This window comes from Pseudomonas sp. M5A4_2d, assembly GCF_053345295.1.
In genome coordinates this window covers 1,052,781-1,077,735 of sequence record NZ_JBKEZW010000001.1, presented here as the reverse complement: position 1 = coordinate 1,077,735, position 24,955 = coordinate 1,052,781, and the positions used below count along the sequence as shown (strand labels likewise).

27 protein-coding genes and 1 pseudogene are annotated in these 24,955 nt (G+C 60.1%); 3 read left to right on the top strand and 25 right to left on the bottom strand.

Annotated features, from left to right (window positions below; genetic code table 11):
* Positions 1 to 32 precede the first annotated feature (32 nt).
* From pgm to ACLBW8_RS04940, 4 genes are all read right to left on the bottom strand, one after another.
* Positions 33 to 1,676 (bottom strand): phosphoglucomutase (alpha-D-glucose-1,6-bisphosphate-dependent), encoded by a 1,644-nt coding sequence (gene pgm, locus ACLBW8_RS04955; protein WP_447804747.1) that lies wholly within the window; start codon positions 1,674 to 1,676, stop codon positions 33 to 35.
* Positions 1,677 to 1,782: 106 nt separating this feature from the next.
* A complete protein-coding gene (locus tag ACLBW8_RS04950) occupies positions 1,783 to 3,189 on the bottom strand; it encodes an aminotransferase-like domain-containing protein (protein WP_447804746.1) in 1,407 nt (468 codons plus the stop codon).
* Entirely contained in the window at positions 3,186 to 4,616 is a 1,431-nt protein-coding gene (locus ACLBW8_RS04945; RefSeq protein WP_447804745.1) for a hypothetical protein, read from the bottom strand. Before ACLBW8_RS04945 ends, ACLBW8_RS04950 begins: the two co-directional genes overlap by 4 nt.
* 716 nt (positions 4,617 to 5,332) lie before the next feature.
* Positions 5,333 to 6,355 carry a zinc-dependent alcohol dehydrogenase family protein gene (locus ACLBW8_RS04940; RefSeq protein ID WP_064452306.1) on the bottom strand — a complete coding sequence of 341 codons (1,023 nt, stop codon included), beginning with the start codon at positions 6,353 to 6,355 and terminating at the stop codon, positions 5,333 to 5,335.
* 268 nt (positions 6,356 to 6,623) lie between these two features.
* On the opposite strand from ACLBW8_RS04940, the gene ACLBW8_RS04935 reads away from it, so the two are divergent.
* Positions 6,624 to 7,538, top strand: coding sequence for a LysR family transcriptional regulator (locus ACLBW8_RS04935; protein ID WP_259745962.1), 915 nt, complete (start codon positions 6,624 to 6,626; stop codon positions 7,536 to 7,538).
* A gap of 33 nt (positions 7,539 to 7,571) precedes the next feature.
* Here the strand turns inward: ACLBW8_RS04935 and ACLBW8_RS04930 are convergent, their stop codons facing one another.
* Positions 7,572 to 9,071 (bottom strand): DUF6622 family protein, encoded by a 1,500-nt coding sequence (locus ACLBW8_RS04930; RefSeq protein ID WP_447804744.1) that lies wholly within the window; start codon positions 9,069 to 9,071, stop codon positions 7,572 to 7,574.
* 776 nt (positions 9,072 to 9,847) lie between these two features.
* Between ACLBW8_RS04930 and ACLBW8_RS04925 the strand changes: the two are divergent.
* Positions 9,848 to 10,165 (top strand): annotated as a pseudogene (locus tag ACLBW8_RS04925) (Arm DNA-binding domain-containing protein); the annotation flags it as partial.
* Between the two features lie 224 nt (positions 10,166 to 10,389).
* Positions 10,390 to 11,166: a hypothetical protein gene (locus ACLBW8_RS04920; RefSeq protein WP_447804743.1), complete on the top strand. Its 777-nt coding sequence runs from the start codon at positions 10,390 to 10,392 to the stop codon at positions 11,164 to 11,166.
* Between the two features lie 52 nt (positions 11,167 to 11,218).
* Here ACLBW8_RS04920 and ACLBW8_RS04915 read toward each other — a convergent pair whose 3' ends face one another.
* From ACLBW8_RS04915 to ACLBW8_RS04820, 20 genes are read right to left on the bottom strand one after another with little or no spacing between them, the layout of a single operon-like run.
* A complete protein-coding gene (locus tag ACLBW8_RS04915) occupies positions 11,219 to 11,923 on the bottom strand; it encodes a sigma-70 family RNA polymerase sigma factor (RefSeq protein ID WP_447804742.1) in 705 nt (234 codons plus the stop codon).
* Between the two features lie 18 nt (positions 11,924 to 11,941).
* Positions 11,942 to 12,667: a flagellar type III secretion system pore protein FliP gene (gene fliP, locus ACLBW8_RS04910; protein ID WP_447804741.1), complete on the bottom strand. Its 726-nt coding sequence runs from the start codon at positions 12,665 to 12,667 to the stop codon at positions 11,942 to 11,944.
* On the bottom strand, positions 12,664 to 13,014 hold the full coding sequence (locus tag ACLBW8_RS04905; protein ID WP_447804740.1) for a hypothetical protein: 351 nt from the start codon (positions 13,012 to 13,014) through the stop codon (positions 12,664 to 12,666). The genes fliP and ACLBW8_RS04905 overlap by 4 nt, the downstream gene beginning before the upstream one ends.
* Complete coding sequence (locus ACLBW8_RS04900; RefSeq protein WP_200624706.1) at positions 13,011 to 13,316, bottom strand: FliM/FliN family flagellar motor switch protein; 306 nt, start codon at positions 13,314 to 13,316, stop codon at positions 13,011 to 13,013. Before ACLBW8_RS04900 ends, ACLBW8_RS04905 begins: the two co-directional genes overlap by 4 nt.
* A 16-nt stretch (positions 13,317 to 13,332) precedes the next feature.
* Positions 13,333 to 14,073 carry a FliM/FliN family flagellar motor C-terminal domain-containing protein gene (locus tag ACLBW8_RS04895; RefSeq protein WP_447804739.1) on the bottom strand — a complete coding sequence of 247 codons (741 nt, stop codon included), beginning with the start codon at positions 14,071 to 14,073 and terminating at the stop codon, positions 13,333 to 13,335.
* 3 nt (positions 14,074 to 14,076) lie between these two features.
* On the bottom strand, positions 14,077 to 15,255 hold the full coding sequence (gene flgF / locus ACLBW8_RS04890; protein ID WP_447805020.1) for a flagellar basal-body rod protein FlgF: 1,179 nt from the start codon (positions 15,253 to 15,255) through the stop codon (positions 14,077 to 14,079).
* Complete coding sequence (locus ACLBW8_RS04885) at positions 15,255 to 15,677, bottom strand: flagellar hook assembly protein FlgD (RefSeq protein ID WP_447804738.1); 423 nt, start codon at positions 15,675 to 15,677, stop codon at positions 15,255 to 15,257. Before ACLBW8_RS04885 ends, flgF begins: the two co-directional genes overlap by 1 nt.
* Positions 15,667 to 16,398: a hypothetical protein gene (locus ACLBW8_RS04880; protein WP_447804737.1), complete on the bottom strand. Its 732-nt coding sequence runs from the start codon at positions 16,396 to 16,398 to the stop codon at positions 15,667 to 15,669. Before ACLBW8_RS04880 ends, ACLBW8_RS04885 begins: the two co-directional genes overlap by 11 nt.
* Positions 16,388 to 16,849, bottom strand: a complete 462-nt coding sequence (locus ACLBW8_RS04875; RefSeq protein WP_447804736.1) for a hypothetical protein — start codon at positions 16,847 to 16,849, stop codon at positions 16,388 to 16,390. The genes ACLBW8_RS04880 and ACLBW8_RS04875 overlap by 11 nt, the downstream gene beginning before the upstream one ends.
* Positions 16,850 to 16,854: 5 nt before the next feature.
* Complete coding sequence (locus tag ACLBW8_RS04870; RefSeq protein WP_447804735.1) at positions 16,855 to 18,201, bottom strand: FliI/YscN family ATPase; 1,347 nt, start codon at positions 18,199 to 18,201, stop codon at positions 16,855 to 16,857.
* Complete coding sequence (locus tag ACLBW8_RS04865) at positions 18,185 to 18,895, bottom strand: FliH/SctL family protein (RefSeq protein ID WP_200624699.1); 711 nt, start codon at positions 18,893 to 18,895, stop codon at positions 18,185 to 18,187. Before ACLBW8_RS04865 ends, ACLBW8_RS04870 begins: the two co-directional genes overlap by 17 nt.
* Positions 18,885 to 19,331, bottom strand: coding sequence for a hypothetical protein (locus ACLBW8_RS04860; RefSeq protein ID WP_200624698.1), 447 nt, complete (start codon positions 19,329 to 19,331; stop codon positions 18,885 to 18,887). Before ACLBW8_RS04860 ends, ACLBW8_RS04865 begins: the two co-directional genes overlap by 11 nt.
* Before the next feature lie 3 nt (positions 19,332 to 19,334).
* The gene (gene fliF / locus ACLBW8_RS04855) at positions 19,335 to 20,711 is read right to left on the bottom strand and encodes a flagellar basal-body MS-ring/collar protein FliF (protein WP_447804734.1); all 1,377 of its coding nucleotides are present in this window, start codon (positions 20,709 to 20,711) and stop codon (positions 19,335 to 19,337) included.
* A 3-nt stretch (positions 20,712 to 20,714) separates the two neighbouring features.
* Positions 20,715 to 21,020, bottom strand: a complete 306-nt coding sequence (gene fliE / locus ACLBW8_RS04850) for a flagellar hook-basal body complex protein FliE (RefSeq protein WP_447804733.1) — start codon at positions 21,018 to 21,020, stop codon at positions 20,715 to 20,717.
* A gap of 1 nt (position 21,021) precedes the next feature.
* The gene (locus ACLBW8_RS04845) at positions 21,022 to 21,417 is read right to left on the bottom strand and encodes a flagellar basal body rod protein FlgC (RefSeq protein ID WP_200624695.1); all 396 of its coding nucleotides are present in this window, start codon (positions 21,415 to 21,417) and stop codon (positions 21,022 to 21,024) included.
* 2 nt (positions 21,418 to 21,419) lie between these two features.
* Positions 21,420 to 21,797: a hypothetical protein gene (locus ACLBW8_RS04840; RefSeq protein WP_200624694.1), complete on the bottom strand. Its 378-nt coding sequence runs from the start codon at positions 21,795 to 21,797 to the stop codon at positions 21,420 to 21,422.
* Positions 21,798 to 21,806: 9 nt separating this feature from the next.
* On the bottom strand, positions 21,807 to 22,931 hold the full coding sequence (locus ACLBW8_RS04835) for a flagellar basal body P-ring protein FlgI (RefSeq protein WP_447804732.1): 1,125 nt from the start codon (positions 22,929 to 22,931) through the stop codon (positions 21,807 to 21,809).
* On the bottom strand, positions 22,913 to 23,482 hold the full coding sequence (locus tag ACLBW8_RS04830) for a flagellar basal body L-ring protein FlgH (RefSeq protein ID WP_447804731.1): 570 nt from the start codon (positions 23,480 to 23,482) through the stop codon (positions 22,913 to 22,915). Before ACLBW8_RS04830 ends, ACLBW8_RS04835 begins: the two co-directional genes overlap by 19 nt.
* The gene (gene flgA, locus ACLBW8_RS04825; RefSeq protein WP_447804730.1) at positions 23,469 to 24,167 is read right to left on the bottom strand and encodes a flagellar basal body P-ring formation chaperone FlgA; all 699 of its coding nucleotides are present in this window, start codon (positions 24,165 to 24,167) and stop codon (positions 23,469 to 23,471) included. The genes ACLBW8_RS04830 and flgA overlap by 14 nt, the downstream gene beginning before the upstream one ends.
* Positions 24,167 to 24,940: a flagellar hook-basal body protein gene (locus ACLBW8_RS04820; RefSeq protein WP_447804729.1), complete on the bottom strand. Its 774-nt coding sequence runs from the start codon at positions 24,938 to 24,940 to the stop codon at positions 24,167 to 24,169. Before ACLBW8_RS04820 ends, flgA begins: the two co-directional genes overlap by 1 nt.
* Between the last annotated feature and the right edge of the window lie 15 nt (positions 24,941 to 24,955).

The following is a 24,955-nucleotide window of genomic DNA, read 5'->3' as shown; positions in this document are numbered from 1 at the left end:
AGCAAGCCCCTCCCACTTTTGGTTTGGCGTAATTACTGGCTGATGGCGCCGTCTACCAGCACCTGTGCTTCTTCCACCAACTGCTTGAGGTGATCTTCGCCAATAAAGCTCTCGGCGTAGATCTTGTAGATGTCCTCGGTGCCCGATGGCCGCGCGGCGAACCAGCCGTTTTCGGTCATCACTTTCAAACCGCCAATGGCCTGGTTATTACCCGGCGCATGGCTAAGGATTTGTTGGATGCTCTCCCCGGCCAATTGCGTGGACGTGACCTGCTCCGGCGACAGTTTGCCCAACAAGGCCTTCTGCGCCGGGGTGGCCTTGGCATCCACACGAATCGCGAACGGCTCGCCCAGGGCGTCGGTCAGGCCACGGTAGATCTGGCTTGGGTCCTGGCCTTTGCGCGAGGTCATCTCCGCCGCCAACAAAGCTGGGATCAGGCCGTCCTTGTCGGTGCTCCACACGGTGCCGTCTTTACGCAGGAACGAGGCGCCAGCGCTTTCTTCGCCGCCAAAGCCCAGCGAACCTTCGAACAAGCCATCGGCAAACCACTTGAAGCCGACCGGCACTTCGTACAGGCGACGACCGATACGGGCGGCGACGCGATCAATCAAGCCGCTGCTGACCACGGTCTTGCCCACGGCCGCGTCAGCACGCCAGTCAGGACGGTTCTGGAACAGGTAATCAATGGACACTGCCAGGTAGTTGTTCGGTGCCAGCAGGCCACCGGACGGAGTGACGATGCCGTGGCGGTCGTGGTCCGGGTCGCAGGCGAAGGCCACGTCAAAGCGCTCTTTGAGGCCGATCAAGCCTTGCATGGCATAGCTGGAGGACGGGTCCATGCGGATCTGGCCGTCCCAATCGACGCTCATGAAACGGAACGTGGCGTCCACTTCGGTGTTCACCACATCCAGGTTCAAACGGTAGTGCTCGGCAATCGCCGACCAGTAGCGCACCCCTGCACCACCCAGCGGATCGACACCCAGACGCAGATCGGCGCTGCGGATGGCGTCCATGTCGATCACATTGACCAGGTCGGCCACGTAGCTGTTGAGGTAGTCGTGGCGGTGCGTGGTATCCGCCTTGAGCGCCTGGGCGTGGGTGATGCGTTTGACCCCGGCCAGTTTGTTGGCCAGCAGCTCGTTGGCCTTGGCTTCGATCCACTTGGTCACGTGGGTATCGGCCGGGCCGCCGTTGGGTGGGTTGTACTTGTAGCCACCGCTTTGTGGCGGGTTGTGCGACGGCGTAATCACGATGCCGTCCCCCAGGCCAGTGGTACGGCCACGGTTGTAGCAAATGATGGCGTGAGAAATGGCCGGGGTTGGTGTGTATTCATCGCCTTCGGCCAGCATGACGTGCACACCGTTGGCCGCCAGGACTTCCAGGGCGCTGGCACCGGCAGGTGTCGACAGCGCGTGGGTGTCCAGGCCGACGAACAAAGGACCATTGATACCTTGGGCTTCACGGTACAGGCAGATGGCCTGGCTGATGGCAAGCACATGCCATTCGTTGAAGCTCAGCTCAAACGAGCTACCGCGGTGCCCGGAGGTACCAAAGGCCACACGCTGTGTGGAGATCGCTGCATCAGGCTGGCCTGTGTAATAGGCCGTGACCAGTCGCGGGATATCCACCAGCAACTGAGCTGGGGCCGGCTTGCCCGCAAAAGGACTGATTGTCATGCATAAACCTCGATAAAGAAGGATTCGGAAAAAATGACAGTTTACTGAGAGTTGGACTACTGCGCGACGGTATCGATCCTACAGCGGCAAGAGAAATTTCATGCGCTTAGGCAATCTGTGCCTGTCGCAGCGCCTCGCCCAGTGTCGCCAGGGCAATCTCCAGGTTGGGCTGGCCATGGAAAGTATGGCTTAAACGCAGGTGCTGATGATGCAAGCCGCCGATGCTGAACAGTTCTCCGGGCGCAATCACCACCTGCCGCGCCAGCAAGTGCTGGAATACCTGGCGCATGTCCACTGTTTGAGTAGAGCTTAACCAGAACGCGCCACCCCCTGCGGGCATCCGATAGCTCACTTGATCACCCAGATGCCGGTCCAGGTACTGGCTCATTTCGCTCGCCTGTTCACGCAGCAACCGGCGCAAGTCGTGCAGGTGCTGGTCGATTCGCCCACTCTGATACAAGCGTGCAATCGCGCGTTGGCGAATGGAGGACAACCGGAACGAACGCAACAGGAACTGGCGCTGCAATTCGCCGCTCCGGTGCCGCGACAGCGCATAACCAAAAGGCGCCTCTGGCCCGAGTATTTTCTCGAATGAGGAAAACACCACCAACCGTTCAGGGTTGACGAGGTCGCGCAGTGCCGCCTGGGGCGGCTTGAAACCCAGCTCACCGCAGGTGTCGTTTTCGAGCAGCCAGCAATCGTACTGGTCAAGCAGTTTCGCCACGCCCAGGCGGTCGCGAGGCTGCATCGCAACCGCCGACGGCAGGCTGACCGACGATGACAGCAACACCAGCTGCACCGGCTCACTGCGCAGCATCCCTTCGAGCGTCACCAGGTCCAGGCTGCCATCGTCGCCCCAGGGCCACTCGAGGATGCGCACCCCGGCATCCTGCAGCACGCGCAGGATCAGCCAGTCGCAGGGCGACTCGACGATCACCGTGGAGCCCCGCAAGCCCAACACCTCGATGAGAATGTCGAGCACGCCTCGCAGGTCAGCACCGATATACACGTCGTCGGCGTGCCAGCAACGCGTCGGCGATGTGGTATAGCGTGCCGCCAGCGCCGCTCTCAGTTCCCAAACGCCACATGGCTGGGACCACGGCTGCAAATGACGCGGATACTGGCGCACCAGCTCGCGCTCCAGCCCCAGCATGGTGCCGTCCAGCGACGCCAGCAACGCAGGTTCATCGCCGCTGAGTACCACCATGCCTGGGCGGCGAGCCGCCACATAGAGGCGTTCGAGTAAATCCCCACTGGGCCATGTGTCCGGGCTACCCGCCAGCGGCCAAGCGTAATAGCCCGACTTGGCCACCGAATACACCCGGCCCTCTTTCTCCAACAGCGAGTACGCGTATTGAATGGTGGAGATCGATACATTCAGACGCTGGGATAACTGGCGCAACGACGGCAGTTTCACCCGAGCATCGCTACTGACCTCATTGATCAAGTTGATCATGTAGCGATAGACCGCCTGATAAGCGAAGTCTACTTGCCGCGCCCCTCGCAGCGTCATCGGCCGGACAGCTGACAGGCCATGCTGCCACTGGCCATCGGCCTTTGCGTTAAACCGCTACGTATGCCACCAGGGGCAAGCGTCATCGGCCGCTTGCGGTACAGGTGTTGAAGCAAGGACAGCGGCAGCCCACTGGCGTCGGCCACCCATTGCTGCAGCATCTCGGCGGCGGGCTTGCCCTGCAGCATCTTGTGCAGTTCGGGCAACGCCACCAGCATTCCGGGGTGGCACTGACGCAAGTAACCTTCCAGTCGCTCACCGTGATGGATAAAGGGTGAAAACAACAGGCAGGTCAGTTGGCTTTCATCCAGGCCGAAGAACTGCTGGGCGTAAGTGCTCGACACGACGCGCTCCTCGCGGTTGACGGCCCGGGTCACCAGCTCTTCGGGAACATGCCGACGCCGCAGGTACTCACGCGCGAGCACCAGGAACTCATCGACGCCCTCCTCGTAACGCAACTCACGCAGGCATTCGGCCTGCAGGCCTCGCAGGTGCGCCATCAACAACGGATTGGCAAAGGCTGGGTGGCTGAAATGAAAGCCCAGCGGGTCCGGTGTGTAGTCCATGAACTCGGTGAGCAACGGTGCACGAGCGCGCTCGATACCCTCGAGCAGGTCGGCCATTCCGATGTACGCCAAGTTGCGGTGCCCACCCGAGCTGATGTCGGCCTTTGGCACGTAGTGCTCGCCGTACAGGTCGCGGTAGAAGTCGCCGCTCCATTCATCCATGCGCTTGAACAGCCCGTTGAGTGAGGAAGGCTGGCCCTTCGGGGGGCTGACACCCCTGGCTTGGGCGGCCTTTTTCAGCCAGGCGAGGAGCTGGCTCTGTTTACGCGTGGAATCGCCGCTGACCAATGCATGCACGCCGCCTTTCCAGGCCGTGACACGCTGATAGAAATCACCCAGGGCCAAGTAGGTCTCGTTGCACAGGGTGGCGCGAATATCGCCGGAGGTCAGATGCCCCACCATCAACATGTTGCGCTGGTGGGTTTCACAGGCATGGCCGGATACCGGACGCTGGTGATTGAAGGGCAGCACCTGTTCGTTGTCGACCATCAGCAGCTCGACGCGGTGGTCATCGTGGAAAAACAATCGGCTGTAACCGCGGTGAATCGCGTCGAGGGTGTCTTGAGTCATGCCTGCGTGGCACAGCGTGGCGACCCGTAGCTGGAACGTCCTGGGCGATCGCCCGGCAATACTCAGTTGTGCGGCACGCAGCAGTGCCAGGGTGTAGCTGCTGACTTCGCCGCCGCCGTGGGCCACCAGCACTTTGTAATCCCCCACTTGCTCCATTCCGCCTGCGGCCACGACGATACGCTGAATCAACAATTGAAGTGCTGTGCGCTCCGCACGTGTGAAATACCCGACTAAGCGTTGTTGAACTTGCTGGTAAACATAATTCATAGCCTGTTCGTGAATAGCGCTCATAGCTCTACTACCTGAGTTGAAATATCAGTTTCAAACAACTACCGAGCGTAGTTGCCCGATCTCTTGCATGTGTAATGACGTTGCCCGTGGCGAAGTGTTCGCGATAAAAAACACTAGCATCTTGCAACAAACCGATGGACTGCGTACTTCGCACGTCCGAGAGCACTCGCGGCGCCGAAAGCCTGTGCAACAAGCATCCAGCCCATTACAGCAGTGCTCCTAGGAATATTCAGACAAACTCCTACAACCCTTTAACCATGGCTTAAAAGAGCCATCCGACAAATAAAAACCACTAAACTTTGATCTTCGTTTGCGTATTGATTGATATCCGCCGTGAAAGGCCCCGCTTCCTCGGAGCTGGATAAGCACTGCATCACGCGTCATGGCGGGAAGTACCGGCCGCCGTATCAGATTGTCATTCATTACTCAGTCCTTGAGTTGAAAGTGAAGCACCAATTATCAGGACTGAAATAATGAATAACAGATACAGAACCTGGCCGAAAACCAGTTCAGACAGTTATCAGGAATTACGTTGAAGCGGCACACACAAGAACGCCGCGCTGAATTTCAGGGCGGCGCCGGGGAGAAAGGTATCGTTTACAGGACTGACGGGCACCTGCGCGTTTCAGCCACCGCGCGGGTTAAACCCTTTCAAATGGCGCATTTGCCCCATGCGCCCGGGGTTTTGAAGACTTATTTGCGAATATTCCTACATCTCAAACAGCTTCAACCTGCAACGCAACACGCTCACGGCACGGACATTCGTCCATATAACGGTGCGCTTCCACGAACTGGTTGAACGCAAACACCGTGGTTTTCAGTGGCACCAACACCCGATCGGCCGTCAGTTGGTTGATATCGCGCAACGCACGTTGCAACGCCACATGGTCCTGAATGATGCCCAGTTCCGGCTTTCCGGTGAAGTTACCGATACAGTGCACGAAGAATTGAATGTTCTTCTGGAAGGCTGCGCACGCCGGGAATGGCGTCTGGTTGCCGCCTTGCAGGCCATAGAGCACCAGGCTGCCACGCGGCGCCAGGACATCGCCCAGCAATGACATCTGCGGGCCGCCCAAGCCATCGAACACCACATCCACGCCGCGGTTATCGGTGTACTTGTTGATTTGCATGAGCAAGTCCTGCTCTTCGGTGACGATGACCTTCTCCGCCCCCAGGGACAGTAAGTACTCACGCTCCGCGCTGTCCTTGGTCGCGGCAATCACCCGCACACCCAAGGCCTTGCCCAGCTGTACGAACGAGGGACCGGCGCAGTGGCTGGCGTCGGTCACCAAGGCAAATTGACCGGGCTTGACCCGCGCCAGATCCATGTACGCAAAGTAGGCAATCAGCAGCGGCGTGTAGTGCACGCTGGCTTGAATCGGGCTCAAGACGTCCGGGTAGCGGGTCAAGGCCGAACGGGGCAAGACGATCTGCTCGCCATACACCGGGTAATCATTGGGGCTCTCGGCCGGAAAACTGGCCACTTTATCGCCCACAGCCAAATCATCCACGCCCTCACCGAGGGCGACGACCACACCGGCCATTTCATGACCAAGGCCGGACGGCAAACGTGCATGCGAGGACGCCAGGTTCTGGCGCCACAAAATGTCATACCAGCTGATGCCAATCGCTTCGACACGCACCTGCACTTCGCCCGGTGCGGGCTGTGCGGCTGCATGCTCTTCGCATTTGAGCACCTCGGCCGGACCAAACTTGTGAAAACGGATCGTGCGGGACATCGCAAACCTCGTCAAAGTAACCTCTAATGCCATGAACTCTATCTGGGCTTTCCAGCTAAGGCCATCGGTCGGCGTTAATAGTCGACATGCCTGTCATTGATTCCGCAACCGAGGAATAGACCTCAACTCCTGTAGGAAAACTCAATTATCTTGTGCAGAGTACCAGCCTTTCCCCGTAAGATTCATGCCGGTCATGCGTCTAAGTGGAACCTGAGGGTTCTGAATATGGCCGTTCACGTCAAGTTTGCTGACTCTTCCAGGACACAAGATGAACCGTAACGACCTGCGTCGTGTCGACCTTAACCTCTTGATCGTATTCGAAACCTTGATGCATGAGCGCAGCGTGACCCGCGCCGCCGAGAAGCTGTTCCTCGGCCAGCCGGCCATCAGTGCGGCCTTGTCGCGTCTGCGCGGGCTGTTTGATGACCCGCTGTTTGTGCGCACCGGGCGCAGCATGGAGCCGTCGGCACGCGCTGTAGAAATCTTCGCCCTGCTCTCCCCGGCCCTGGACTCGATTTCCACCGCCGTGAGCCGTGCCGCCGAGTTCGACCCGGCCACCAGCACCGCCGTGTTCCGTATCGGCCTGTCCGACGACGTCGAATTCGCCCTGCTTCCCCAATTGCTCAAACGCCTGCGTGCCGAAGCCCCCGGCATCGTGCTGGTGGTGCGCCGCGTCAACTACATCCTGATGCCGGGCCTCCTGGCCTCCGGTGAGATCTCCATCGGCGTCAGCTACACCGCCGACCTGCCGGCCAATGCCAAGCGCAAAGTGCTGCGTCGCAGCCTGCCAAAACTGCTGCGTGCCGACAGCGTGCCCGGCTCGCTGAGCCTGGACGACTTCTGCGCGCGCCCCCACGCCCTGGTGTCCTTCGCGGGCGACCTGAGCGGGTTTATTGACGAAGAGTTGGAAAAGCTCAATCGAAAACGCCACGTGGTACTGGCTGTGCCGCAGTTCAATGGGCTGGGCACCTTGCTGGCGGGCACCGACATTCTGGCCACCGTGCCGGATTATGCAGCCGAGGCCCTGACAGCGGCGGGCGGCCTTCGGGCCGAAGACCCGCCGTTGCCGGTGCGTAGCTTTGAACTGCATATGGCCTGGCGCGGGTCGCAGGATAACGACCCGGGAGAGCGGTGGCTGCGGTCGCGGATTCAGATGTTTTTTGGGGACCCTGAGAGTCTTTAGGCGTCGTCTGGCAGGGTCCATTCAGATGCAAGGCTATAGGCGAGCTGCTCTCCAGCAGCTCCAACCCCGACAAGCGAAATAGCTGCTCCACGCCCCCAACCCAGTTGCGACCAGCATCTGCACTGACCAATGATTGAGTGCCGGAAACTGCAGGGCCTGGGCCACACCTAGCAGATAGCGTGTGATGAAAATGCCAAGGATGACCAGTAGTGGGACCCAACTACCGCGCATTACCAGTCGACCCGAAGCCTTTTCCCTTGTCACGAAGTTGGCATCCATAAAACGCGAGGCGATCGTACCGATAGCAACAAGGCCAGCAAGCCAGAACCCAAAGCCGGCGCCCCAATAATCGGTGTACTGAAACACTCCCGCCACCGACAACATCAGCATCCCGATGGGGAGCAGCAAAGCGAGACTGAACCGCACCTGTCGCGTACGTGTCTGCATCAGTCCCAATACGCAAAGAGCGAACAATAAACCAAATACCCAATGCGGGGTGTAGCTGAGGATTTCCAGCACGGTCAGTTTTGCAGCCGGGACATCGGCAATTGCGGGCACTACGCGTTTTCCAGACAGAGGGATCTCGTCATCGGGTGCAACAAAAGCAAGCAGCCCAGACAACAAACGCTCATGCACGACTTTGCGGTCCACTCCCGCTTTGTCGGTACAGAGCGGGATACCGTTGACCTTGTCGTCATAATGGCAAACGGAAAGAAACACAAAGTGCCCCTCGTTGCCTTCCAGCAACAGGGTTTTTGCATCCGGTATGGCCGACGCATAGCGAGCACCGTAATGGCTCCACGGCAGGAAGTCATCGTGCAGCGCCCCCACCACCAGTGCTGGAATATGCGAACCCGCCATGGACTGCTCAACCAATGCAGGGCCCAGGGCGGGGTCAAGCAATACTATTTTTCTGACCCGCGGGTCGCGGTAGCTGCCGTTGAACAACGCGATATAGGCGCTTGGTGCTCGCTTGATATCCAGCGCGTAAAAACACGAACGATCAACACCGTCTGGCAGGGACTCGCAGTACTTGGCGAACGCATGAAGATCAAAGCGTGCTCCCGCCAGAAGCGCGGCAGTCTGGCCGCCGGCGGAGTGACCAATGACGATGGCGTCGTCCCAGGCGACGCTTTTTTTAAAGAGATTCAGTTTGGCCAGGGCATCCAGCACCCGCGACACATCCAGCGCCCGCTCCCACACCATACCCGTGGCACGCAAGCTCTGTGTGTGCTTCCCGTATACCCGGGATTCACCGAAATGATTCAGACCAACGACAATGTACCCCTTGGATGCCAAGCCATTACCAACCCAGGCGTAATCGTCTGACGCCCCCATGCTGCCATGTGAAACAACGATGACTTTATGAGTAATCGCTGACTTATCAAGGCACAGCTCTTGCGCACCTGCGGTGCAGACGCCTTCCGGATACCAAATAGCCACATGCATCGGACGCTCAGCATTCAATGCATCGAGGTCTCTCTGCACTTCTCGGACCTGCCCGCTGCACACCATCGACAGCAGTGGCAGCATAAAAACTGCCAGCAGGGATAACCACCGCCTCACCATATCCATCCTTGATATCAAAAAGATCGAGAGAACTTTCAGCCCTAGCCTGTCAATCAAACTCAGATTTTGGAATCTGAGATTGACTGGCAACCTATTTTGCCGACGGTCTCGTTACGAAATGACGATACAAACCTTACCGTTATCAATGCGTAGGTTCGTAGCACTCCTTCGGAATGTTCAAGCAATGGGTCATTGCGCGACACACGTCCTGACGCGAAACACGCTGGAGTGAGTGCGCAGATGCGCTTGTATGGAGAACCACAGTCGGCTGACGACGGAATTAGCTGTCGATTATTGCTAGAACGCGAGCCCAAAGCAGCCGAGGTTAATGGCACCTGCTTTGTTGGCGTTCGCGGGTAAATCCGCTCCCTCAAAGTTCGCGTCAGCCTTGGACAAAAGAGGAAGACCACTGCGCTCAAAATGAATCGCTCTTGGTTTCGTAGATACCTCCAAGCCCAGCAAACCAATTAGGCGGATGCAAATATTAGGTTGAACACAGTCGATCGGAGTAGCTGTTCTCGACCGAGAGCGGATTAGCTGGTCCTTGATGCGCCCTGCCCCCCCGCCAGATCCGATGAGGAGTTACACTGAAAGCCATCGACGACCACCCTGCTCCGCCTCAGAGATCGCCAATCTCGATCGCCCGCATATCCCGCGCTACTGGGGGCAAAACTGGGGGCATATTTTAGTTTTTCCGACCTGAAAATACTGCGCTAGAGCCCAGTCAAAATGTTTTTTGGCTCTACTTGGAGGTAAGGGCGTCGAGCAAGGTCGGCAAATCCCCTTGCAAGGTCTGGCGATTGAAGTATCGCCTGCATGGCAAGGAAAACCGCTTCTCTATCGGCGCTTACCCCGACATTGGTCTCAAGGAGGCGCGCGACATTGCCCGCGGCGCACGCCGCGACGTGGCTAACCACACCGCTCCGCTCAAGGCCAAGATCGAGGCACAGTTGCTCAATGAAGAGCGCACCTTCGCTTACGTGGCCGAGCAATGGTTGGCATTCAAGTCTGCCGAACTGGTGACCAAATCCATCTCGGGCTTTACCGGAGCGCTGAACATCAAACCTGAATCTCCAGCAGCCCCTCGAAAAAAGAGTGACGACAAACCACGAGCACTGTATATATATACAGTCACTACTTGTAATGGCCGCTGAAGTCGCATTCGATCCGGATCAAATGAAGCGACGTTACGCTGTAGTGAAGTGGCTGTATGACGGCAGTCATATGCCTAGGGTTATTTCGACCCGCACTCAAGCACGAATTTTACTTAAGGATGAGTATTATGAACGATGATTTGAAGCACTCAGGATCTACCACAACTTCGCAACCCACCACCTCACTGGAGCAGGTGAAAACAGGACGGGTCCTGGATTTCTCTTGGTTACCCAACCTCAACACCACGAGCACCGTTGTCTCGGCAGATTTTGTCGATTACAAAGTCGATACGTCGCTGGCCAATCCGACAGGTGACAGCCACTCAATTGCACGGTTTACCTATGCACAGGGCAAAGGTGGAGGTCAGATCAGTGCGCTGTTTCTGGAAGAGATGCGTGCAGGTGTACGCGACAACACCCAGATCGGGCTGATGATCGGACGCAAATGGGTACTGGATCCTGGCTCTGAAGTCTCCGGTAGCGTCGGTACCTTCGTGGTGGAGCAATTCGATGACATGCGCACCAGTGTCAACTATGTTGGCGCTTTCGCCCGTGTCTTCGCCGACCCCAGGATGGTCACTTACCACGCCGGCGGTCATGTGCACACCAATGTGTCGATCACGGCCAGCAGGCCCTTGACCATGGCGGATTCAGGTAAGTCGATTCTGGTCATCAGCAACACTGACGTCACACTTACGCTGGGTGACGATGTGGCTGAAGGTTTCAAGGTCACTCTGATCCAGGCAGCCGCCGGCAGGATCAACATCGCAACATCGAGCAGCCATACGATCTACAGCAACGCTGGAGGCCGTACGCGCACGCTTAACCCGCTGGATGAGCTGGAAGTCAGCACCTTCCCGGCCGGTCCGGTGTTCCTGGCCTTCCGGGTCAGACCTACCGCCTGACGATGTACAGCGCGCTGGCCAGGGAGGTTCTCAAGGCCAGCGCCCTTTATGCCTACCACCGGACACCGCTCATGAAATGCTCATGATTTTGCCGCACACGTTTCAGCGCTTGAGCATGCAACTGTGAAATCCTTCCTTTTGAAAGGCCCATCAGCTCACTGATCTCCGTGAAGCTCAAGTGTTGATAGTAATGAGCAACGATTACCCGCTGTTCGTTGGGCGGCAACTGTTTCACGCATTCATTAAGGTGGTCATGGTTTTGCTCCGCCTCATACACATTCAAAGGGTTACTGGCCTCAGGCTCATGATCAATGATGCCTGACTCCAAGAACAGTCCAAACGCTAATCCTATCGCTACGTTGGCAACGCGCTCCAGATCGCTCGCGTCTTCGTCCTCACTACCAGACAGGCTCACAAGACGGTCCTGGTACATTTTTCGGCTATCACGTACGTAACACGCCAGGCCTTTGAGTACGCTGCCTTTCACATAGGGTTCGGCATAGGCCTGAAAGCGGGTCTTCAATATCGGGTTAAATCGGTCGATGGCTTGCAGCAAGCCGACAGACGCCAAATTCACGTAGTCGTGCCACTCGGCGAGCGGGTGGGGATATCGCACGTAAAGCAAGCGCGTAATCATGCGCAACCACTGCCCGTAAAAGAAAAACAGATGGCTGCGGGCATCGCTGGATTTTTCGCTCAGCCAAGCCTGCCAGAGAGAAAGCTCATCGGTTTTGTCAGAATCTTTTTCCGGTTCCATGGAGTGGGTCGACTCGGGCTAACCCAAACCACGCATCAATGTCTGGGCGATCAATCCCCAACCATCGATGAGCAGGAACAACATGATTTTAAGCGGCAGTGAAATGGTGATAGGCGGCACCATGATCATGCCAAGGGACATCAGGATGGACGCCACCACCAAGTCAATGATCAGAAAAGGCAGGAAAATCATAAAGCCAATCTGAAAGGCCACCTTCAGCTCGCTGAGCATGAAGGCCGGCACCAGTTTGACTGGCGACAGGCCATCCGGGCTTGTGGGCAGCGGCGCCTTGGCCAGCTCGTAGACCAGTCGCAGATCCGACTCGTGGGTCTGGCGCACCATAAAATCACGAATCGGCACCCAGCCCTGCTGCGCGGCGCCCTCCAACCCCAGCTTGCTGGCCAGAAACGGTCGCACGCCGACGTCGTAGGTTTTTTCCAGGGTCGGCGCCATGGCAAACAAGGTCAGAAACATCGACAGCACGATCAACACAATGTTGGGTGGCGTTTGCTGCAGGCCAAGCGCTTGGCGCGTCAGTGACAGCACCACGATATTTCGCGTGAAGGTGGTGAGGGCAATCACCATAAAGGGCACAAACGAAAGTGCCGTCAGCAGTACCACAATACTGGTCGGCGACTGGATCTGATTGATGTGCAGGCTACCCCACTCAGAAAAGTCGTCGACGGCCAGCGCCTTCAGTGGCAATAACCCCAGCAGCACCAGCGCCAGGCCGCGGCCCTTCACGATTGAACATCCGCAGCGGGTGCAGCGGGTGCAGAGACCGATTGACCGAGCACGGTCACTGTGGCCCCGTTGGAGGACTCCGTGACCAATACCTGAGCGCCCTCGGCGCTCAGCAGATAGACCTTGGTTTTGCTCGACAACCGCAGCGCCCGGGTGCAGTTCAATGGCGCGCAGGCAACACTGGCATTGCCTGGGGCCTGGCGCTTGGCGTACCAACGCATGACCCCGTACACGATGGCCAATAACAACGCCGTGACCAACAGCACCTTGATCATGAGCACAAACGACAGCGGGTCGTCCTGGCGCAGCGGCAACCCTAAAGGCTGGCTAGTGATTGGCGTGGTCACAGTATGTGCGTCAACTGAATGCCAAAATTATCGTCGACCGCCACCAGATTGCCGCGTGCCACGGCCTTGCCATCCAGGCACAACGACGCGGGTTCATGCACTTGCTGCAACAGCTTGACGATATCGCCACTTTTGAGCGCAAACAGTTCGTCGACACTCATCGACGCATTGCCCAATTCAACCACCAGTTCCACCACCACGTGCTTGATCAGGTTCATGTCCCGCTTGATCAGCGTTGGCATGCCTTCATTGGCGACGCTTTTTGCCTCTTCCAACTCGATTGAATCAACTGTCACTGTCATGCGTAAATTCCTTGGGCTATTGGCCGGAAATCAGTTGTACGGCGAGATGGTCCTGCTGCCGGGCCAGATACCCCGACGCCACCACCCTCTGGCCCACCCGCAATTGCAGGGCTTGGGAAAGCAGGGCCTGGGCGCGCAAGGTGTCTCCCGGCTGCAGGTCGTTCATCTCACCAATAGACAGGCTGGCCAGCGGTAACTGCAGGGAAAGCCTGACCTTGGCATTGCCCAACGCTTGCTGACGGGGAAACAGCGGCGGTTTCACCTCGTGCGGCCCCAGCGCGCTGCTCAACAACGCAGCGTCCAGCACCACATAAGCCCAAAACGACTCGACACGCACACGCACTACAATGTCGCTGCTGAGCGGTTTGCCGAGCGCGTGTGCAGCGGTCGCGACCAACCCTGTGGAGGGCACGTGGCCGATGGACGCCAATACGCCGTTGACCAGCGCTTGCCGGGCCTCGTGCAGCAAATAATTCGCGGTCTCGCCTGCGGGCAACTCCTGGGCGAACGCGCCAAACACCAACGACACCCAGTCGCCTGCCACATACACCGCTGCGCCTGCGGCATCGGCCTTGAACCACTCCAGGCCTTGTGCACGCGCCGGGTCATCTGCCTCGACAAGCGCCAGGCACTCGACCACCCAGGGTTTTGCCACTGGGTTCAAGCACCATTGCTCGCGCCATGCCTGCACCGCCGGTGGCAGTTTTTGCGCCGCCTCGTGCCAGCGACGCTTACCCACAAACCCCAACGTTCTCATTGATTAACCACCCCGAGTGCCGTTGTAGAGTTGCTCCAACATCTCGTTGGAGACCGTCATGACCCGGGAACTGGCCTGATAACCGCGCTGGATAATGAGGATGTCACCGAACTCCTGCGCCAGGTCGACGTTGGACAACTCAAGGTAACCGCCCTGGATGCGTCCGAACTGCGCCTGACCTGCCCGGCCAAACTCGGCACGCAGAGTGGAAGGTGTTTTGTACTGCGAGTTGGCGCCGGCAATCAGCGCGGTCTCGTCGGCAAAATCGGCCAGGGCCAATTGGTCGCCGCTGCGCTTCTCACCGTTGGCATAGGTAAATTGCACCACGCCTTTTTCATCGAAGGCGTAACTGCTCAACCCTGCAATCGCACTGCCGTCGACCACCCGCGCGCCCAGGGTATGGCTCGGACCGCTGGCCACTTGTGAGGCCAGGTTGAAACTGCCGGGCGTACCAAAATCCAGCTGAATGCTCTGCGCGGCGCCATTGGCCGTGAGGGTGAAGTTGAGAGTATTGGAGCCTGCCACGGGGCTGCCGTCGGGGCCGAAGGCAATGGTGCCGCTTTGCAGCAACGCACCACTGGCCTCGGATACGCTGACTTTCCAGCTATTGGGCGGTGTGGCTTGCGGCTCGAACTTGACGCTCAGGGTGTGGCTGGCGCCCGTCGCATCAAACACTTGGATCGAATTGATCTGGTGTGTGGAATCGGTGGGGCCGCTGCGCGCCAACGCGCCGACCATTTCGATGCGCGTCGTCGCCTGGGGCGGCAAGGTGCGCTGGCCCTTGATGTTGATATCGCGCAGGTTGCCCGCCGAGTCGATGCCGGCCACTTTCAGCTGGGTCACGGTGTCTACCAGATAGCCGTCCTGGTCCACCTGGAACTGCCCGGCGCGGGTGTAGGACAGTTCACCTTGCGCGTCGCGCAGCACGAAGTAACCTGCACCGTTGACGGCCACGTTGGTGTTGTTGCCGGTCTGGCGGTTTTCGCCGGGTTTGATCCGCACCTCGGTACCGGCGATACCGGCGCCGAAACTCTGCCCGTTCTGGCCGTTGACGCTGCGGTAAAACGTGTCGCTACCGCGGTACCCAGGGGTGTTCATGTTGGAGACGTTATTGGAAACGTTGTCCAACCCCTTGGAAAAGGAAAACAGGCCACTCATTCCGTTATAGAAAGCTTGCAGCATCACGCCCCCTGCCTGACCAGTTTGATTTGCGATAGACGCACGTCCGTCAACACGGAGCCGTCGGCTTTTTTGATCGAGAGCACCGGTCCCGTCGAGGAAAACGCAATCGCCGATACCGCGCCGATGACGCTGCCGCCGGTGGTCATGTTGATTTCCACCTGACGCCCCAGCAGCCCAAGCGACTGTGACGTGGCGCTCATGGACACCAGGTTGTTGGTGTTTTCATTGGTGACGCGGGTTTGCTCAAGGTTTGCGAACTGCGCCATCTGCGCCAGAAATTCCCGGTTGTTGATCGGCTCCAGAGGGTCCTGGAAGGTCAACTCGGTGAGGAACAGCTTGATGAAGTCCTCCTGCCCCAGGCGGCTCTGCGCCAACTCCGAGGTGGTGGTACTCAGTTCATTGCCAATCGCTTCAATGGCCATGGGCGTCGCCTGTTGAATGCCGCGAGAGAGATGGGGCCTGCCACACGGGCCGGCCATTGATCCAGATGCTTTGCGGGCACAGCGCCTGGCGCGTCAGGTCTTGCACCAGGGCCTGCTGTTCCTCCTGGCCCAGGTGGTAGTCGCGGATGATCACTTCGATGCCTTTACCGCGTGGCAGCACCTGCAGATGCCGCTCGGGCCACTTGCGCATCAGGTAGGCCGACACCTGCGCACTACCAGGCAGCTCAGGGTTGCCCTCAGCCAACTCATCGCTGGCAACCCGCAAGGCGGTACGTTCAGGGGCGTTGTTGCCATCAACTGAGGGCAGCAGCGTTTGGATCTGCATGCGACCTGCGGTTTGATACAGCGCGGGGGCGTTATCCGCCGTAGGTGTCCAGCGTTCAGCGAGAGTCGTCGCCGCAAAAGCTGACGGCACATACGACAGATGGTTTCCGGCGCGAAGCCCCAGACCATAGAGCGACAGCACGCCACGCTCAGGCGCCCCCACACTCGTCTGCAGCAGGCGCTGGGTGCCAAGCAGGTCCGCCGTGCGAGCCGAAGACTCATTGGTGGTCGTCAACGCTTGCTCCGCCCTGGCCGCCTGCGGCTCAACTCCCGCCCTTTGCGCGAACGTCTGCCCCTTGGGCGGATTGTCACGCGGCACTGGCGCCTGCGCATCCGGAGGCGCAACCCACAGCGATACTCCGACGTTAAGCCCCATGCCCCGCTCCCTGCGCCTGCTGCGCATCAAAGATGTCGATGGACTCCTGATCCCTCAGGGACTGCTGCACGTCACGCAGCACCGCGTTGAAGGCCTTTTCAGTCACTTGCACTTCCAGCGTGCGGCGCCCTAACAGCGCCCGGCACGCGCGCTCCTCTTGCTGCATTGCGTCCAAGGCCTGCACCCGCGCCTGCAACGAGGTAAAACTGTGTGACTGGGCCAGCAGGCGCTGCTCGTATTGCGCCGGGTCCAACACCGCGCCTGGGCGGCCTTGTTGTTCAAACGCCGATTGCAGTTGCCCATAGCGCTGCTGTTCCGCTTCCAACAGGCGCTCGGCCGCGCTCACTTCGCGTAAACAGGCGGCGTGACTCAATGCAACTTTTTCGCGCTGCAACGCCCGCAAGCGCGTCGCGGCGGCCAGTTGCCGCAGCTTGCGCTGTTCATCCTGCATGCTGTTCACCCTGCATAGGCGGTTCCGGTGGTCAGTTGCTGCGCCAAACGCCCCGCGGTATTCCAGGCGTCTGCCACAGGTACGGACTCGCTCGAGCGCTGTTGGAGCAGCTCATCAAACTGCGGCTTCAACCTGATCATGGTATCCAGCACGGGGCTGGAGCCCTTTTCATAGGCGCCCAACTCAATCAGGTCCGCACTGTTCTGGTAAGCCCCCAGCCCCGCACGCAACGACTCGACCTGGGCTTTTTGCGTGTCGGTGCGCAAGGCATTGGCGAGGCGGCTGACGCTGTGCAGCACATCGATTGCCGGCCAATGCCCGCGAGCGGCGATGCTGCGACTCAAAACAATATGCCCGTCGAGAATTGCGCGCATATGGTCGGCCACTGGCTCATTCATATCGTCACCTTCCACCAGCACGGTATAGACGCCGGTAATCGAACCTTGGCCATTTAGCCCGCCGGCGCGCTCCATCAACGGCGGCAGCAGTGCGAATACCGAGGGCGTGTAGCCGCGACTGCCCATCGGTTCGCCGGTGGCCAAACCAATTTCACGCTGCGCCAGGGCAAAACGGGTGATCGAGTCCATGATCAACAATACGTGCTGGCCCTGGGCGCGGAACCACTCGGCGATGGTGGTCGCCGTGTAGGCCGCCTGACGTCGCAGCACGGCAGGTTGTTCGGCGGCGGCGGCAATCACCACCGCCCTTTTCAACCCCTCGGGGCCAAGGCTCTCGCGAATGAAATCACCCACTTCACGGCCACGCTCACCAATCAGGGCAATGACAATCACCTCAGCGTCGGCGTACTGGCTCATCATCCCCAGCAAGGTGCTTTTACCCACGCCGCTCCCCGCAAAAATGCCCACGCGTTGCCCACGCCCCAGCGGCATAAACACATCGACTGCCTTGACGCCGGTGGCCAACACCTGGCTAATCGGCGAGCGGTGCAACGGGTTGATCGGCGTGACAAACCGCGGCATCAGCACCAGGCCCACCGGCGCGGGTTTATCGTCCAAAGGCCGGCACGTGGCGTCCAGTACGCGCCCCAGCAAGCCCTGCCCGACCGGCACCCGATAAGCCTCGCCACGCGCGACCACTTCACTCGCCAGGCACAGCCCGTCCACCGGCCCATAGGGCATGAGCAACACACATTCACGGCGTAAGCCAACCACTTCAGCTACCAGCGCAGCGCCCTCGGCAGCCGGCACTATGTCCACCAGCTCGCCCAGTTTCACTTCCAACCCGGTCGCTTGCAGTACCAAGCCCTGGATTGAAATCAAGCGCCCCACACGCCGACACAGCGTGGCCCGCGCCAGCTGCGCGAGTTGTTGCTGCTCATACGCCTGCCACATGGGCGTCACCTCCGGTGTCGGCGGCCAATAGCGCTTTAAGGGCTGCCAGCTGGGTGTCCAGACTCGCGTCCAGTTGGCCTATGCCGTGGTCGATCAGGCAACTGCCCGGCGTGGCTGCCGGGTCGGATTGAAACAGCGCCAGCAGCGGATCAGCCGGCATGCGCGCCTGTAGCGTGGCGTAGTCGGCAGCCGCCACGCGAATGCGCAGCGGCGTCTGCAATTGGTACGCTTCAATCGCTTGCCCGGCCATGTCCGCCACCAGCGAGCGGCTGGGTGCATGCTGGCCCAACAGACGCACGACCACTGCCAATGCCAACCGGCCAATCACCGGGGTCATCGAGGCCGTCATTTGCACGCGTTGCTGCTCCAGCTGGCTGGCCAGTTCCACCAGTTGCGCTCGTTGTGACGCCAAGGCCTCGCGCAACGCCGCTTCTTGCTTGAGCCAGGCCTGCTGCTGCTGTGCCAGTTCCGCAGCGGCCTGCTTGGCGAATGCCTCGCGCGCTTGAGCCAAGCCTTGCGCATGGGCTTGCTGATGCAACTCGGCCAGTTCCTGCGCAAAGGTCACGCGCAGAACGTCCAGTGCTGGTGCCGGTGGCGTGGGAGCCACGTTGCTACCCACCGGCAGACGCCGCCCACCGTTGCCCTGCTCAGGCTGGCGCAGCACCGTGGTTTGCCCGGGCGCCTTAGTGCTCATCCGTGCCTCCCGAGCGCTCCAGATAACCACGCAAGCTGGTGACCAGAGCCGGCGGCAAGGTGTACTTGGCAAACGCCGCGTCCCAGCGCCTGATGGATGCACTATTGGCCAAGGTGCTCAACGCGTCGCGCCGCTGCGCAGGCGTTTCCAATTGCAAAGCCAGGCCGGCCCAAAACGGGTGGTCGGCCTGGAGCAAGCGCGCATGTACACCCTGGCTGTGGGCACTGGCCTGGGCTTGGGGCTGGGCGGCCAGTTCGTTGATCAAGCCAGCCAACACCGAGGGCTCGCTGGCCAGCCCCAACTCGTGGATTTCCCCCAGCAGTGCGTCGATTTTTCGGCGTTCGTCAGCCGCGAGATTGGCCAGGATCCATTGACGATCATCAGCGTGCAGGCAGGCCAGGCGCACCGCCGCCTTGCGCAGTGGGGAAATGTGCATGGTTCAGCGCCCCTCCACCAGCCAGCGACGCAAGTCGCCGAGCAATTGTTCACGCTCCATCGAAGACAGGCGCGGCAGGCTATTGGCTGTGCGGGCCTCGCGCTTGCGAGTGCCCATCCACAGCAGCAACAACAGGATCGACAGCGCCGCGGCCAGGGCAGCAATACCCCAGCGCATCCAGGGGATTGAAGCCTCTGGCGCGCCCTGCGGATCGGAAGAGACCACTGCCAGGATTGTGCTGGAGGTGGCGGCGACTTTCGCCGCCGACGTCACCGCCAGCGGCGGTATATAGGCAATCACCAACCGATCACCACGCGCCATATCCAGCCCCAGGGCCGCCTCCAGTAAGTTCTGGATTTCCTTGAGCTGGGCATTGGCCGCCGGCGTGTTGAGCACGATGCCGACGGTGATCCGTTCGATCTTGCCGGCGGCGTGTTCGGTTTCGGCGCGCTCCTTACCCACCTCGTAGTCCACCTCACGGTTGTTTTGCGCGCGTTTGGAATTGCTCTCACCCGTCGAGTTGTCGGTGGACGCCGTGGTCTTTTCACGGCGGATGGAGCGCTTGTCCGCCAGCGGCTGTTCGCTGATGGACTTGACCCGGTCAAAATTCATCTGCACCCGCACCGATACATCAGCGCCATTGCTGCCTAATGGGCGCAACAGCAGTTGTTCGGCTTTTTGCTTGAGCGCCTGCTCGACCTGCGCCGTCAGTTGCTGATGCTCGGGCGCCGCCGCTGCGCCGTCTGAACTGCTCAACACCAGGCCGTCTTCATTGAGCACGGCAACGCGCTCCACGGCCATGCCCTCCACCGCCGAGGCCACCACTTGTTGAATGCCGCGCACGCGCTGGGGGTTCAAGGCGCCTTGCGCCCGTGGGCGCACAATCACCGAGGCCTTGGGCGGCTCTTCGGCTTGCTGGTACAGGCTGGTTTTCTTGAAAGTCAGATGCACACGGGCGTACTCGACCTCCGACATGCTCATGATCGAGCGCGCCAGCTCGCCTTCCATCGCCCGTTGGTAGTTGATCTTCTGGCTGAACTCCGACATGCCATAGTCGGCCTTGTCGAACAGCTCGAACCCGCTGCTGCTGCGGCTCGGTATGCCCGCCTGCGCAAGGTACATGCGCGCGGTGGCGGCTTCTTCGGCGGCCACCTCGATCACGCCTTCCTTGGCGTTGATGCGATACGGCACCTGGCGCTGGCTCAGAATCGCCAGGATCTCGGCTTGCGAAGCTTCGCTGGCGTCCTTGTAGAGCGCCACATAGCTGGGCCGCAACACCCACCAGGCAGACACGGCCAACAGCGCGATGATCACCACCACGCCAGCGAGAAATACGCTGGAACGACCACTGAAAAGCTTCGACACGAGTTTGTCTTCCATGGGTTAAATCTGCAACCGCGCCAATTCCTGGTAGGCATCCACCAGACGATTACGCACCTCGACCGCCAATTGCAGTGACAACTTTGCCTGTTCCATGGCCATCACCAAGTCATGGGGCGCCACGTTTTCTCCCACGGCATAGGAGGACAGCAAGGCGGTGGCCTGGTCGGTCTGCTCGTTGAGTTGCACGGCGCCGGATTTCAATTGGCCAAGAAAGTCAGTGCCCGTCACGTTATTCGTATCAAAGGCCAGCGCATTTGCCGACGACAACGGTGAGTTCAGCCCAATAGGTGTAATCGCTGTGGTCATGTCACTTCCCGATTTCGAAGGCTTTGAGCGTCATGGCGCGCAAGCTGTTGTAGGAACGGATATTCGCCTCGTAGGCGCGGGTTGCCGAAACCAGTGTGGCCATCTCTCGGGCGGCTTCGATATTGGGGTAATGGACCATGCCGTCCTGATCGGCCATGGGGTGCCCTGGGTCGTGTACCACACGGGTTTCGTTGCCCTGATAAGCCTGCACCCGTGGCGCATGCAAACCCACCTGGCTGGCAAAACTGCCGGGCGGCGCGACGCGCAGCAGCGGTGAATCCTGGCCTGGGCTGAGTGCCACATTGGCAATCGCCAGGTTGTAGCTGGCGACCTCGACCCGTGTGCGCTCGTAGGCCATGCTGCCGCGAATCACCTCACTGATATTGTCCAACGGCATACTCAGCGGCCTCCCTTGATCGCCAATTGCATCAAGCCGAACTGGCGCGAAACACCATCGGCCAACGCCTGGTAGCGACCGCTGGCAGCGGACAACTCGGCTACCCCGGCGTCAGGTGACAGCGGCGTAATCGGCGTGTAGTGCTGCAGATAAGGCGCCAGCTCACTGTCTTGCAGGGCGCGCAACGACTGCGCGAACAGTTGCGCGTCACCCTGGGCACCGCGCAACGCTGCCAGCGGCTCATGGCTGTTGACGCGCATGGCCTGGCCGCCGGGCACGCTGGCCATGGCAATATTGTGCGCTGCGACCTTGGCCCGCAGATGCTCCAGGCTCATGGCAAAACGTACGGTCTCAACCGCCAGACTCATATCCGCAGACATCAACGCTCCTTATTGAACAATCAGCTCGGCGTGCAAGGCGCCGGCTTGTTTGATGGCTTGCAACACGGTGATCACTTCACGGGTGCTCAGGCGCACCTGATTGAGCGCCTGCACCAGGTCGCCCACGGTCGCGCCCTCTGCCAGCTTGACCGGGCCATGCTGCTCCTCGTTTACATTCAGCTCGGTATCCGGCACCACCACCGTGCCCACGCTCGGGCCGGTGCGCCCAATCCAGGACGGCTGGGACACCTGGTACTTGGTGCTGATCACCACACTGAGCGAGCCTTGGGAAATGCTCACCTCACCCAACCGCACATGCGCGCCCGCCACCACCGTGCCGGTGCGCTCGTTAACCACCACGCGGGCGGAATAATCCGGCGCTACGGAGACGTTTTCGATGCGCGAGATCAGCCGCGGCAAGCCTGCCGCGCTGCTCAAGGGCACTTCAACTTTTGCTGCATGCACCACGCGCACGCCGGGCAAGCCCAGCTCACGGGTCAACGCATCGGCAATGCGCTGCGCCGTGGTGTAGTCCGGCTCGTTGAGCACCAGCACCAGGTTGCGTGCGGCGGCATCATTTTCGGTGAAGGCCGAGCGCTCGACGCTGGCGCCACGTGGAATGCGGCCGACCGTAGGATGGTTTTTCTGCACCGAGTTCTGGTTGGCTTCAAACACATACCCACCCACCGACATCGGGCCTTGGGCCAAGGCGTAGAGTTTCTCATCGGGGCCATACAGCGGCGTCATCAGCAAGGTGCCGCCCAACAGGCTGCGTGCATCCCCCAAGGACGACACCTCGACGTCCACCTTGTCACCCGTCTCACTGAACGAGCGCAAGTTGCCGGTGACCATCACCGCCGCCGTGTTGCGGGCATTGAGGTCGGTGTCCGCCACGTTCACGTTGAAATTTTTCAGGGTATTGACCAGCGACTGGCGCGTGGCCCGGTTTCGGTCGGTGTCCCCGGTACCGGCCAGGCCCACCACCAGCCCGTAGCCGATCATGGCGTAGTCACGCACCCCCTGGATGCGTGTCAGTTCCTTGATGCGTACATCGGCCCACGCCGCTGGCAACCCGAGGCTGAGCAACAGGCCGACTAATGCCACCGTCAGCCGCTTCATAGGATCCGCAGCCATTTGAGGGTTCTAAACACGATATTTTGCTTTTGCGCATCGGTGATCACCCCATCGCCCACGATGTCGATTTGTGCATCGGCCAGGCGGTAGGACAGCACGGTGTTGTTGTAGGCAATATCATCGGGGCGCACCAGGCCGCTGATACGCACCTGCTGCTTCTCATCATTGACAGTCACCAGTTGCTCACCGCTGACCCGCAGCAAGCCTTCAGGCAACTGGTCAATGATGCGCACCGACACATTGGTGCGGATCTGCCCGCTGCGGTTGGTCTGGCCTTTGCCGCTGGTATCACCTTGCAGGCCGAGGCGGCCTTGATGGCTGTCGCGGTCCCAGCCCAGGCGCGCGGAAATATCCGTGCTGCTGTCGGCACCGGTGCCGGCAGCGCTTTGCGCGGTGGTGGATTCCACTACCAGAATCGTCAAGGTGTCGCCCACGTGGTAGCCGCGCCGATCCCCCGTGAGCGAGCGGTAGCCATCGGGGTTGATCAGGCTTTGCGCACTGGCGCACAGGGGCAGCAGTGCAACCAGCCACAGCGCCTTAACGTTGCACATGCACTTCCCCTTTACCGGCCACCACCGCCAACAGACTCGACTGCGCGCCGTTGACCAATACCGGCACCTGTTCGCCCATTACACCGGGGCGCATCGCCTTGCCTTCGGTACGTAGCATCAAGCCTGGGCCAAAGACCACCACCGTCACGGTGGCATCACGCAGCACCAGCGGTTCGGCTTTCAAGTGCCGAGTAAGGATCGGCATGCCCGCGTTGACCCTTTGCCCTAGCCACGCACCCTCCAGGTGACTGGCCAAATCGTCCGGCGAGACTTGCGCGGCGGCCAGGTCCAGGCGCTCACGGCGTGGCTGGGTATCGCCCAGCGCCTGGTCTGTGCGCCCATTGCGGCCATACACCCACACCTCGCCCCAGGCTTGAACCTTGAACCATACCGTGACCTGGCTGGCGTGTGCCTGCCCACACAACGTGCCTTTAAGCTCAACCGCCACGCGGCTGCGCAGTTGGGTCGACAACAGTCGCACCTGGGGTGAGGCCATGGCCGGCAGTTCACCGATGGGCGTCAGCTGGATATCCAATTGATCGTTGGCCAAGGCCGGGCGCACGCGCTCGGCGATGGTCTGGGCCAACTGGCTGGGCGTTGGCGCTGCGGCACACTCAAGCGCACTCGCCTGGGCGCACCAAACGCCGCTGACAAGCAGGCCGACACAAGCGCTCTTGATACTCATCAGCGGCGCAGGTTATTGATGGTTTCAAGGATCTGATCGCCGGCCTGCAGCAAGCGCGCGTTCATTTGGTAGGCACGCTGGGCCAGTACCAGGTTGCTCATCTCATCGATCAGGTTGACGTTGGACATCTCGACATACCCCTGCAACAGCACGCCCTGGCCATCACGGCCGGGCTCGGCATAGATCGCTTCACCACTGACTTGAGAAGGCCGGTACAGGCCATCACTGAGTTTTTTCAGGCCCTCGGCGCTGGCAAACTTGGCCAGTTGCACCTGGCCGACCGTGATGACTTCGCCGGTCTCGACGATCTTGGCCTGCACTGAGCCGTCCTGTTTGATCACCAGATTGCGCGCATCCGGCGGCACGCGAAGATCGGCGGTCAGCACCTGGCCCGTGCTCATCGCCAACTGGCCGTCGGTGTTCAAATGAAAGCGCCCGGCGCGGCTATAGGCCAACTCGCCGGTGGGCAACTCAACCTCAAAAAAGCCGTCGCCCTGGATTGCCAGGTCCAGCTCATTGCCGGTCTCACGCACCGTGCCTGGGCTGAACACCTGAGTCGGCTCGGACGCCTGGATGCCCGCACCGGAAAGCAGCCTTTCGGTCATGCCGCCGCCATCATCGCGCGTGCCGACTTCACGCACCTGGTCGTGAAAATTGACCTGGCTGCGCTTGTAGCCGATGGTCTGCATATTGGCCACGTTATTGGAAATGCTGTCGATCCAGGCCTGGTTCGCGGATAAGCCGGAACTGGCAATACTCAATGCATCAATCACACCCGCACTCCCTGG

Bases quoted from the DNA above. Each gene is read 5' to 3' on its own strand.
- ACLBW8_RS04930 (WP_447804744.1), bottom strand. From the start codon at position 9,071: ATGCTGCCACTGCTGTCGATGGTGTGCAGCGGGCAGGTCCGAGAAGTG.
- ACLBW8_RS04875 (WP_447804736.1), bottom strand. From the start codon at position 16,849: ATGCAGGATGAACAGCGCAAGCTGCGGCAACTGGCCGCCGCGACGCGC.
- ACLBW8_RS04840 (WP_200624694.1), bottom strand. From the start codon at position 21,797: ATGTCTGCGGATATGAGTCTGGCGGTTGAGACCGTACGTTTTGCCATG.
- ACLBW8_RS04900 (WP_200624706.1), bottom strand. From the start codon at position 13,316: ATGACAGTGACAGTTGATTCAATCGAGTTGGAAGAGGCAAAAAGCGTC.
- ACLBW8_RS04945 (WP_447804745.1), bottom strand. From the start codon at position 4,616: ATGAGCGCTATTCACGAACAGGCTATGAATTATGTTTACCAGCAAGTT.
- ACLBW8_RS04920 (WP_447804743.1), top strand. From the start codon at position 10,390: ATGAACGATGATTTGAAGCACTCAGGATCTACCACAACTTCGCAACCC.
- ACLBW8_RS04895 (WP_447804739.1), bottom strand. From the start codon at position 14,073: ATGAGAACGTTGGGGTTTGTGGGTAAGCGTCGCTGGCACGAGGCGGCG.
- flgF (WP_447805020.1), bottom strand. From the start codon at position 15,255: ATGCTGCAAGCTTTCTATAACGGAATGAGTGGCCTGTTTTCCTTTTCC.
- ACLBW8_RS04845 (WP_200624695.1), bottom strand. From the start codon at position 21,417: ATGCCGTTGGACAATATCAGTGAGGTGATTCGCGGCAGCATGGCCTAC.
- ACLBW8_RS04885 (WP_447804738.1), bottom strand. From the start codon at position 15,677: ATGGCCATTGAAGCGATTGGCAATGAACTGAGTACCACCACCTCGGAG.
- ACLBW8_RS04830 (WP_447804731.1), bottom strand. From the start codon at position 23,482: ATGTGCAACGTTAAGGCGCTGTGGCTGGTTGCACTGCTGCCCCTGTGC.
- ACLBW8_RS04835 (WP_447804732.1), bottom strand. From the start codon at position 22,931: ATGGCTGCGGATCCTATGAAGCGGCTGACGGTGGCATTAGTCGGCCTG.
- ACLBW8_RS04940 (WP_064452306.1), bottom strand. From the start codon at position 6,355: ATGTCCCGCACGATCCGTTTTCACAAGTTTGGTCCGGCCGAGGTGCTC.
- ACLBW8_RS04915 (WP_447804742.1), bottom strand. From the start codon at position 11,923: ATGGAACCGGAAAAAGATTCTGACAAAACCGATGAGCTTTCTCTCTGG.
- ACLBW8_RS04860 (WP_200624698.1), bottom strand. From the start codon at position 19,331: ATGCACATTTCCCCACTGCGCAAGGCGGCGGTGCGCCTGGCCTGCCTG.
- fliF (WP_447804734.1), bottom strand. From the start codon at position 20,711: ATGGAAGACAAACTCGTGTCGAAGCTTTTCAGTGGTCGTTCCAGCGTA.
- ACLBW8_RS04865 (WP_200624699.1), bottom strand. From the start codon at position 18,895: ATGAGCACTAAGGCGCCCGGGCAAACCACGGTGCTGCGCCAGCCTGAG.
- ACLBW8_RS04950 (WP_447804746.1), bottom strand. From the start codon at position 3,189: ATGACGCTGCGAGGGGCGCGGCAAGTAGACTTCGCTTATCAGGCGGTC.
- ACLBW8_RS04880 (WP_447804737.1), bottom strand. From the start codon at position 16,398: ATGGGGCTTAACGTCGGAGTATCGCTGTGGGTTGCGCCTCCGGATGCG.
- ACLBW8_RS04870 (WP_447804735.1), bottom strand. From the start codon at position 18,201: ATGTGGCAGGCGTATGAGCAGCAACAACTCGCGCAGCTGGCGCGGGCC.
- flgA (WP_447804730.1), bottom strand. From the start codon at position 24,167: ATGAGTATCAAGAGCGCTTGTGTCGGCCTGCTTGTCAGCGGCGTTTGG.
- ACLBW8_RS04935 (WP_259745962.1), top strand. From the start codon at position 6,624: ATGAACCGTAACGACCTGCGTCGTGTCGACCTTAACCTCTTGATCGTA.
- pgm (WP_447804747.1), bottom strand. From the start codon at position 1,676: ATGACAATCAGTCCTTTTGCGGGCAAGCCGGCCCCAGCTCAGTTGCTG.
- fliE (WP_447804733.1), bottom strand. From the start codon at position 21,020: ATGACCACAGCGATTACACCTATTGGGCTGAACTCACCGTTGTCGTCG.